Origin of the sequence: Spirosoma sp. (assembly GCF_048594605.1) — a bacterium.
Classification (GTDB): Bacteria; Bacteroidota; Bacteroidia; order Cytophagales; family Spirosomataceae; genus Spirosoma.
Genome location: NZ_JBMDWV010000013.1, coordinates 1 through 9,841, shown reverse-complemented (window position 1 = coordinate 9,841; position 9,841 = coordinate 1). Strand labels below are relative to the sequence as shown.

Genomic DNA, 9,841 nt, shown 5'->3' with positions numbered 1-9,841 from the left:
ACCGACGTTGACAACCATATCAATTTCGACAGCACCATCTCGGCAAGCCTGTAGGGTTTCGGCTACTTTAATGCGGGTGTCAGTAGCACCATGCGGGAACCCGACCACCGTGCCAACCAACACGTCAGAATCCGCCAGCAGTTGATTCGCCAGCAGAACGGCGTGTGGCTTAATACAAACCGACGCTACGTTGTAATGTACGGCTAATTCGCAACCAGCACGTAGTTCAGCATCTGTAAGTGTAGGATGCAGCAGCGCGTGGTCAATTAACTTGGCAAGCTTGCTGATCTGGATTTTAGCCATAATGCTATTGATGAAAAATGGTGACTAAGATAAGCGATTAGGCCGGGATAACGTTACGTGTCTTCTTTGGATAAGGCGATCAGGGTAGTCTGGTTAGCAAGAGATAGAGTGGCTTACGATCAATAGATAAATGATCAATAATGCTTTGGTAGAAGCTAACTGTTTGTAAACCAATGGACACAACCCAACTACTGCAAAACTTACTTCTTGGTGGCTTGTTAGGAATACTTGGTCAGGGCATCCGTAGTCTGGCTGGTTTGAAAAAGCTTGCCGAAAGCGCAGCCGCTACAAACCAGCAAGGAAACCTGTTCGACTCCCGGCGATTGATTGTCAGTTTATTCATCGGATTTATTGCCGGCGCTTTGGGCGTCGTCACGCTTCAGGATGATAAAGGCTTGCTACTGTTTACCAAAGACGTACTTCTTACACTGATTGGCATTGGCTATGCGGGCGTTGATTTCATTGAATCGCTGCTTACGAAATATGTACCAAAGCCCGCTGAATCTTCTCCAGAAGGGGCAGATTCAGCGGGTGCTCGTGCCCAAGATAGGGCACAGCCTACTACGTACGTGCAGGTTCCGCGCCTGCCGTATTCGTCGAAGTAGTACGTAGGAAGAATAACTGACTTACAAAGCCACAAATCCGCCTTTTACCGCCCAGATGACTAAACCAACCCGGCTTTTTAGCTGTAGGCGGACGAATAAGGATTCTCGATAACCATCTACAGTACGTGGGCTGACGCACATGCGATCGGCGATTTGAGCGTAGGTCAATTCGGAGCAGGCCAGCTGAAGAAATTGACGTTCGCGATGATTTAACTGAATAGGATTTTGACCGTTGGAGTGTGGTAATTGATTCATAGGATAGGCGCGGCTTGGGTTACCAGGGATTTAGCTAACTCTCAGTAAATAAGCTAAATAGAGCTGATTTCTTTTAAAGAATTGTGTAAACGGTAAAAATCCCCGAAAACAGGAAAAACGGTGCCTGTTTTCGGGGATTTTAATAAAATGTTTACGAAAAAACGTTACGTTCCGCGCCTTATAGAATCGTGTTGCTGACGACGGGATTTACAGAGTGCAAGGCCGCCAGATCTGGCCGATTGTCGCTTTGACGAAAACTTTTCATAATCCAGCCTCCTCCCACTACGTCGTCGCCTTCGTAAAAAACAGCGGCCTGTCCGGGAGCAATAGCCGATACGCCTTCGTGAAAAAGCACTTCGATCTGATCACCACGTTGCGCAATGGTTGCTGCTGTACCGGGATCTTTGTACCGTACTTTCGTAATCGTCTCGAGCGGGCCGTTAATATGATCGTACTTTTGTAGATTCAGTTTGCTGACGATCATGCCATCCCGCAACAAATCTTTATCGACGCCAAGCACCACCTCATTCGTGTCTTTCCGAATTTCCGTAACGAACATGGGTTGCCCAAAAGCCATACCCAATCCTTTTCGTTGACCGATGGTGTAAAATGGATACCCCTGGTGTTGGCCCAGAATTTTGCCGGTTCCTTCCATCACGAAATTTCCACCCGCTACTTCGGCTTCCAGACCCGGCATGCGTCGTTTCAGAAATCCCCGGTAATCGTTGTCGGGCACGAAACAGATTTCATAGGATTCTGATTTGGTGACTAACTCAATAAAACCGCGCTCTTTCGCCATCTCCCGAATTTCGGATTTTCGCAAATGGCCGAGCGGGAGTTTGGTACGGCTCAAGCTTTCCTGCGATACGCCCCACAAAACGTACGACTGGTCTTTTAGCGTATCAATCCCTTTCGACAGAACGTAGCGCCCGTTCTCGTTCCGTATGTGGGCGTAGTGCCCCGTAGCAATCGATTCGCAGTCCAGCCGGTCGGCCCGACGTAGCAGGGCATCCCACTTAATGTGCGTATTGCAAAGCACACAGGGATTCGGTGTACGACCTTCGAGGTATTCGCCTGTAAAATGATCGATGACGTAGTCGCCGAACTCTTCCCGAATGTCCAGAATGTAGTGGGGGAAACCAAGGCTAACGGCAATGTTGCGGGCATCGTTAATACTGTCGAGGCTACAGCATCCGGTTTCTTTTTTGGTACCTCCGGAAGAAGCATAATCCCAGGTTTTCATGGTCATGCCAATAACCTCATACCCTTCTTCGTGCAGCATCACCGCTGCCAGTGAAGAATCAATGCCGCCACTCATGGCGACCAGAATACGTCCGTGTTTGCTCATTGTTCATCTGCAAGGGTTCAAAGCCCTCCGATCTAGTAAATTCAGTGATACGTAGCGAACAGCCAGTAGAGTGGTTTGGGTTCCAATGGCGGTTTTCTGTCCGGACAGAAACTTTACGGATACAGCAAATACTTCTTCCGCATCTGTTTATACTTAGCTAAACCAGGTTCCCAGCTTTGGCGGATTTCTTTTTCGGAGGTCCCCGCTATGATTTGCTTACGTAACGTTTCGTTGCCGCTCCGAAAGTCGAACTTCCCAATTTGGTTGCTGATCGTATTGTCGAAAAAACGGGCTTTGTTAGGATACGCCTTGTATAACTCAATGAGCCATTGCAGATTAAGCTTCTTCGATTTACGGAGTAGGTTCACGTCATACTTTCGCAGGTCGAGACCGTAACACTCGGTGTCCTGATACAGGGGCGTTTCGCTCATGCCTTTGATGCTAACGGGACGAAACGAAAAAGAATATTTACCTTTTAGTTCGGGAGCTCCCAAAACCGTAAACGGCATGTAAGTACCGCGCCCCTGGCTAATGATCGTACCTTCGAACCAGCAAATGCTCGGATAAAGCATAATGGATTGTTGCGTGTTCAGGTTGGGTGAAGGCATTACGGGTAACGTATAAGGCATGTCGTGCGCATAATTTGCCACTTTAATGATCTTCAGTTTACAGAGATTCTTGCCGGGCAAATTCCAGCCTTCACCATTAATCATCTGGGCAAATTCACCCAGCGTACAACCGTGCGTAATCGGAATAGGATGTATACCAATGCCCGAATGAAGATGATCTTCCAGAATGGGGCCGTCTACAATAAAACCGTTGGGGTTGGGCCGATCCAGAATCATTAACTCTTTACGGTGTTCGGCGCAGGCTTCCATAACGTAGTTGAGTGTGTTGATGTAGGTGTAGAAGCGGCAACCCACATCCTGAATGTCGAAAACCATCAGATCAACGTCGGCCAGCTGCTCTTTCGATGGCTTCCGGTTTTTACCATAGAGCGAAATCACCGGAATACCGGTTTTTGCATCGACGCTGTCGTCAACTTTTGTTCCATTGCTGGCATTTCCCCGAAAGCCATGCTCTGGTCCAAAAATCCGCACAATGTTCACGCCCAGACTAACGAGGCTATCGACGCTGGGTTTATTTCCGATAATGGATGTCTGATTAACAACCAGCCCAATGCGTTTCCCCTTAAGATAAGGCAGGTAGGCCGCTACCTGATCAGCTCCGGTTATGAGTTGCGGGTTTGCTTTATCCGTTATGCGAGCCGTTTTCGTCGATCCCGTGTCGCGGAGTGGCCTGACAGATGTGAAACAATAGCCTAAACAGAGAAGGCTGAGCAGTAATGAGAATAAAGTGAGTGAATGAGCCTTCATGCGATTTCGACGTAGCGAGGTAGGGCAGCAAGTTGCTTATAAATGTGCTTATCTACAAGGAGTACAATTCTATTGCTTTGTTACCGTAAACTCGACCCGGCGGTTTTGGGCACGTAGCGTCTCGCTGGCGTTGTCGGCTATGGGTTGCGAACCACCGTATCCTTTGAACGTAACACGGCTATCGGCAATGCCATGACGACACAGATAACTGGCCACTACTTTAGCCCGGAATTCGGACAGGGTTTGGTTCAGCCGTTTGTCGCCTACGTTGTCTGTGTGGCCGGCAATCTCAATCTGGAAGTTCGGATGCAGCAGCAAAGCGTTCACCAACTTATCCAGTTCGGCATGAGATTCTGGTAAAAGAGTGTATTCACTCTGTGCAAACGTAACGCGACGAAACACAATCGTTTCCCCCAGCTTTAAATTATCAAACGGCTGTTTCTCTTCCTTAAATGGCGTGAGTACAGCCGTTTGCGTTACGTTGGTTTGTGATTTAGGCTGGGGCATTGAGGCTACCACGGCCGTAATGGGTACTACGTTACGTTTGGGCAAACTAACCGAGGACTTCAGGGCTGTTGGTTTGGCGGTGAACGTAGCAGAGCGACCGGCGACTGGTAACGTTCGGACAGGTTCGTGTTTTGCTACGTTTGGTAATGGCTTCGCCGATGCAGTTGAGGTTTGTACTGGGCGGTCTGGTTTGCGGAACAGGTATGTGGCCGGAATAGTCTTGGTAGGCCGGGAGACGAAGCTGAGGAGTCGTCGGTCATCAGGCGACTCCCAAAATACTGAAATGACGCTGCCTTTCCAATCGTTGTAGTAGTCAATCCGCAAGTCGTAGAACTTCTTGCCGGTCAGTGAGATTTCGCCCACAAAGTTGCTGTCGTCCTGCTTACGCCATTCATCAATCACTTTTCTGCCGTTCACCCATACCCGCACCCCGTCGTCTACCGTTGCGCTAAAACGATACGTTCCCGACGTTGGTGCATAGAGTTTGCCGGTCCAGCGTACGGAGAAATATTCGCGTTGTACGTCGGGACCGGGCGACTGCCAGTTCCAGTTAAAATCAACCTGCGGGTCAGTACGGGTCATTACCTTGCGTTCGAAGTTTGGCCCGTTAAAATACTCGCCTTTCAGGCCAGCCTCAAGGCCATTTGCGGGTTTGGTTTTCTGCGCCCATAACCCGTTTCCAAACAGCGACAAACTCAGTAATGCTACCACCCGCAACGTTCCCATACGACACCTGATTTAGCCGTAGAGAAGTTACGAAGTTTATTCATTACGTGGTTGTTTGTCAGGTAAATAATTTGTGTAGGGCAAGGGGCGGAGGGGTAAGGATTATTTTTACTCTAATCCCCAGGCTCGCTGTCTTCACTATTCACTACGTAGTGATTTCACCGGATTTACTAAAGCAGCTTTGATACTTTGATAACTGACCGTCAGCAACGTAACAAGTAAGGCTCCTATCCCGGCAATGGCAAAAATCCACCAGGATAGTTCAGTACGGTACTGGTAATTCTGTAGCCAGTCCGACAGTACGTAGTAGGCAATGGGAGTCGCCAGACAGAACGAAATAACGATCAGAATCATAAATTCGTTGGAAAGCAGTCGCCACACGTTGAACACCGATGCGCCCAGTACCTTACGAATGCCAATTTCTTTGGTACGTTGTTCGGCCATGTACGAGGCTAAGCCAAACAGACCCATACAGCTAATCAAAATGGCTAAGCTGGCAAATCCACCGGCAAGCCGGCCAATTCGCTCTTCGGTGCCAAATTTCCGGGCATACTGGTCATCCACAAACTTATAATCGAAGGGCGTATCGGGACTGTAGCTTTTAAATACCTGCTCTACTTTCGCCAGCGCGTCATTAGCCGATAATTGTGGGGCAAGTCGTAAGGTAATGGTATTGACATTCCGATAGTTGACCGCAAAAAAAGAAGGGTTGACCGGCTTGAATGGATCTTCTTTCACCATGTCTTTAATGACACCAATGACCTTGTACTCGCGCCCACTTTGCCAAACAGTTTCGCCAATCGGACGGTTGAAGCTCATCAGTTTTACGGCCGCTTCGTTCAAAACCATCGATGTGCTATCCGTCGTAAAATCCCGGGAGAAATCCCGCCCTTCCTTTATCTGCCAACCGACCGTTTTGCCATAATCGTGCGTTACGTAGTTCGACATGACCAATGGCTTACTGCCAGACTTTTTGCCCTTCCATGAAATATCGGTTGTGCCGCCAGCCTGTTCGGTTATTGAATTCGACGACTCCGCCATAGCAGCTACAGCGCCCATATTGAGAAGATCATTCCGTAGGGCTGAGTAATGGCCATACAGCTCAGGGGCGTTCATCCCGATTTCGATCAATCCACTACGGCTGTAACCCACCGGGCGGTCTTTGGCATATTCGATGTGCCGAAATACGATGATGGTGCCGATGATGAGCGTAACGGAAACCGTAAACTGAAAACCGACCAGTACCCGCCGTGGAATCGTGGCCGAACGACTGGTTCGCATAATACCCTTAAGCACTTTGACAGGCTGGAACGAGGATAAATACAGGGCCGGATAGCTACCCGCAATCAAACCCGTCAGCAGACTGAAACCCAAACCGGCTAGCCAGAAACAGGGATTGGTCCATAGAATCGACATTTTTTTCTCAGCTATCTGATTGAAAAAAGGCAGGGCCAACTGAACGAATAGAATGGAAAGGATAAAAGCCAGGAGTGCTATCAGCAGCGATTCGCTGAAAAACTGCGAAATTAACTGACTACGTAACGATCCAATCGATTTCCGAATCCCGACTTCCTTGGCGCGTTTTTCACTACGTGCCGTACTCAGGTTCATGAAGTTGATGCAGGCCAGCAGTAACACAATAACGCCAATTATACCAAACAGCCAGACAAACGTAATGAGCCCGCCCGTATTAACGCCGTCTTTAAAATCGGAATACAGGTGCCATTTCGTCATCGGATGCAGGAAAAATTCAGGTTTATAACCCGGTGGATTATCCCGCTTCATCCGGATATCCTTGATTTTAGCTGATACCTGATCGAAGCTGGCACCCGGTTTGAGCTGAACGAAAATCTGGTACGAGTTGGAATCCCATTCGTTCTGATCGCGTTTGGCTCCCGCATCGTTAGCCGCAAAGAATTTCCAGGGTACCAGAAACGTTACGTCGTTGAACGTACTATTGGCTGGGAAATCTTCGTAGACGCCCGTTACCTTCACCGTTTGCATATTATCCAGTTTGATTAGCTTGTTAAGGGGGCTTTCTGTTCCGAACATCGCATTGGCGAGCGATTCAGACAGGAGAATCGAATTGACGTCATTGCTTCCAAACGATGTCCCCGACACTACGTTCAGCGATACCATATTGATAAAATCAGGCTCGACGTAATTGCCAAGTTTCAGCAGCTTCCGCTCCCCAGCCGCCAGAATAACGTTACGTGTTACGGATATGCCAACCGATTCGAAATCAGGGTATTTACTCCGCAGCTCCTCCGCCAGCGGAATGGGCATCACATCGTAGGACGCTTTCTCGGCATCGAACTTCACAAACTGCCAGAGTTTGGCCAGCCGGTCGTAGTTTTTGAACTGTCTGTTGAACGACAGTTCGTCGTATATCCAGAGACCAATCAGCATCGCCACGGCCATGCCCGAGGCTAGCCCGAAAATATTGATGAAGGAGTACACCCGGTTTTTGGACAGGTTTCTGAACGCGATTGTCAGGTAGTTGCGAATCATGGTTGTATTGATTGGTCTTGGGAAGTATTGTTTTTCTCGTTTCATCAGAGAAGGACGTAGCAAACTCACTACGTCGCGAACGTAGCGCCAGCGTGCCTGCTGCGGCCCTACTTCTTTGATACGTTGCTGGAACAGTTCAGCCAAATCGCCTTCAGCTTCCTCAACTCGGTGGGAAGCCAGGAATACATGCAGCAGATACGTAGCGAAGCGTGGTGGTTGCATAGAGTTTATGACCAGGCGGTGCGGGGAATTGCATCCCACATCTGGTTCCGCAGTTGTCGAATCTCTTCCAATGCTCGCCGACCATAGGCCGTTACTGAATAAAGTCGCTTTCGGCGACCCCCGCGCTCAGCTGTCATACCACCCATTTCGGAACTAACCAACCCTTTTTCCTGAAGCCGGTTCAACGCTGAATGCACCGCGCCCAGGTTGACTGAGCGCCCCATCTGCTGTTCAATTTCGTTGACGACAGCCGCCCCGTAAGCATCTCCCGATCGAATTGCCACAGCCAGCAAAACCACCTCTTCGAATTCGCCCAGATACGTACCTTTCATCGTTCTTTATTACTTATGTATATGTATAACAAATGCCTTGCCAAATGAGTAAAATAAGCCTGTTTAGTACGTAACGGGCTATTTATCAGCCATGCACTTAATACATTTGTCCAGAAGCGGACATTCTCTGTACGTTCCTGGACAGTTGCAGTGGTCAGCTATTTTCCCAGTCGACATAATAAACTGAAAAATTATTTAATAATTTTTCAGTTTATCTAACAATTCAGGCCCTAAAACCGTTATATACCCGTGATTCGTTGCTAAACGGGGATGCTGTGAAAAGCACCTGATTTTTAATAATAACTGTTTTAGAAAACGAACCAAAAGCCAGGTGACTTCGCGTCGTCTGGCTTTGTTTTTTGCTGATCTACACGGAATACAAACTACTTGGCAAGTCTTTCTAAGACTTTTTTCCCGCCCTGGTTATTAGGGTTTAACGTAACGGATTTTCTGTACATCGTAATGGCTTCTTCTGTTTGGCCATTCTTTAGAAGAGCTTCGCCGTAGCTGTCGTACACATTCCAGCTTTCAGGATAGAGACTAGTATTGAGCTTGAAAACACCCAGTGCTTCTTTCAACTGGCCCCGACTCATCATTCGATACGCCCAGTCATTCAAATCGTCTTCTGTGGGTTTAAAGGCTGGATTTTTCTTCTTTTCGTCATTTGCTACGTCAATGGCGTTTTCGAACCCTCGCTTTCGCAACTGCATGTGAAGGGCTGTAATTGGATCGGATTCGGGAATAGCGGGATTGTAAGCACCCGCTAGTTCATCAATGAAGTCTTCGGGAGAAGCGCCCGACAGGTTCGTTAAAACAACAACAGCCAAGTCCGAATCCGGATACACAAAAAAAGCCGAGCGACCACCACCCGTAGCCACAACGGCACGATGTTTCGGACGTGGTTTGGTCATCCAGCCCAGCGCCCATTGCGTTGGCGAACCGTTGTTGTATGTTCCGGCAGTCCAGAGCGTGTTGAGCGCCGTTTGGGAGTTCAAAAGTTTGCCCCGTTGCAATGCGATGAGCCAGTGAGCAATGTCTTCGGCGGTACTGTTCAGGCCCGATGCCGTACGGCGGGAGGTAGGAAATTCGTGATTGAAGTGAGTCAGGCGCGCTTCGGGGAGAGGTTTTCCATCTAAACTGGTCACGTAGCGGTACTGCTGAGCCATATGCGGTATGATGTCACGCGAGTCGCCAAACACCGTGTGAGGCATACCCGCTACCGTAAATTGTTTTTCCCGGAAAACCTGCGCAAACGGCTGTCCCGTAAACTTGTCGATGATTTTTCCCAGCAGCAGGTAGTTTGTCTGGTTATAACTAAACTGGGTGCCGGTCGGGAATTCCATCGGCAGCGCCTGTACTTTTTCCCACGCAGTTTCCTCCGTATCTGATCCTGTCAAACCACCCGTAGCCGGATTTAGAACTTTCCGCAAAATATCCGGCAGACCCGAAACATGCGTGAGTAGTTGCCGGATGGTGACGGGTTGCCAGGCCGCCGGGAGCTCATCCAGGTAGCGGGATACGGGCGCTGAGAGGTCAATCTTTCCAGCCTCAACCAACTGCATGATGGCAACGCCCGTGAAGGCTTTCGTGCATGAGTTAATTGCAAAAACGGTTTGATTCGTGACGGGTACAGAATCCTGTACATTAGCGATGCCA

The 9,841-nt window shown here is 48.9% G+C and carries 8 protein-coding genes and 1 pseudogene; 1 reads left to right on the top strand and 8 read right to left on the bottom strand.

Going from position 1 to position 9,841, the window contains the following annotated elements; all coding sequences use genetic code 11:
- A pseudogene (locus ACOJS8_RS00630) lies at positions 1 to 303 on the bottom strand (deoxyribose-phosphate aldolase); the annotation flags it as partial.
- A gap of 173 nt (positions 304 to 476) precedes the next feature.
- On the opposite strand from ACOJS8_RS00630, the gene ACOJS8_RS00625 reads away from it, so the two are divergent.
- On the top strand, positions 477 to 908 hold the full coding sequence (locus ACOJS8_RS00625) for a hypothetical protein (protein WP_420146594.1): 432 nt from the start codon (positions 477 to 479) through the stop codon (positions 906 to 908).
- 21 nt (positions 909 to 929) lie between these two features.
- Here the strand turns inward: ACOJS8_RS00625 and ACOJS8_RS00620 are convergent, their stop codons facing one another.
- From ACOJS8_RS00620 to ACOJS8_RS00590, 7 genes are all read right to left on the bottom strand, one after another.
- Positions 930 to 1,163, bottom strand: a complete 234-nt coding sequence (locus ACOJS8_RS00620) for a response regulator transcription factor (protein WP_420146593.1) — start codon at positions 1,161 to 1,163, stop codon at positions 930 to 932.
- Between the two features lie 178 nt (positions 1,164 to 1,341).
- Positions 1,342 to 2,511 carry a tRNA 2-thiouridine(34) synthase MnmA gene (mnmA, locus tag ACOJS8_RS00615; RefSeq protein ID WP_420146592.1) on the bottom strand — a complete coding sequence of 390 codons (1,170 nt, stop codon included), beginning with the start codon at positions 2,509 to 2,511 and terminating at the stop codon, positions 1,342 to 1,344.
- A 113-nt stretch (positions 2,512 to 2,624) separates the two neighbouring features.
- Positions 2,625 to 3,887 (bottom strand): exo-beta-N-acetylmuramidase NamZ domain-containing protein, encoded by a 1,263-nt coding sequence (locus ACOJS8_RS00610; RefSeq protein ID WP_420146591.1) that lies wholly within the window; start codon positions 3,885 to 3,887, stop codon positions 2,625 to 2,627.
- A gap of 69 nt (positions 3,888 to 3,956) precedes the next feature.
- Positions 3,957 to 5,120 carry a PA14 domain-containing protein gene (locus ACOJS8_RS00605; protein WP_420146590.1) on the bottom strand — a complete coding sequence of 388 codons (1,164 nt, stop codon included), beginning with the start codon at positions 5,118 to 5,120 and terminating at the stop codon, positions 3,957 to 3,959.
- A gap of 138 nt (positions 5,121 to 5,258) precedes the next feature.
- Entirely contained in the window at positions 5,259 to 7,853 is a 2,595-nt protein-coding gene (locus tag ACOJS8_RS00600) for an ABC transporter permease (RefSeq protein ID WP_420146589.1), read from the bottom strand.
- A 5-nt stretch (positions 7,854 to 7,858) separates the two neighbouring features.
- Complete coding sequence (locus ACOJS8_RS00595) at positions 7,859 to 8,185, bottom strand: PadR family transcriptional regulator (RefSeq protein WP_420146588.1); 327 nt, start codon at positions 8,183 to 8,185, stop codon at positions 7,859 to 7,861.
- A gap of 383 nt (positions 8,186 to 8,568) precedes the next feature.
- On the bottom strand, positions 8,569 to 9,841 hold a 1,273-nt coding region (locus ACOJS8_RS00590; protein WP_420146587.1), incomplete at its 5' end, for a serine hydrolase.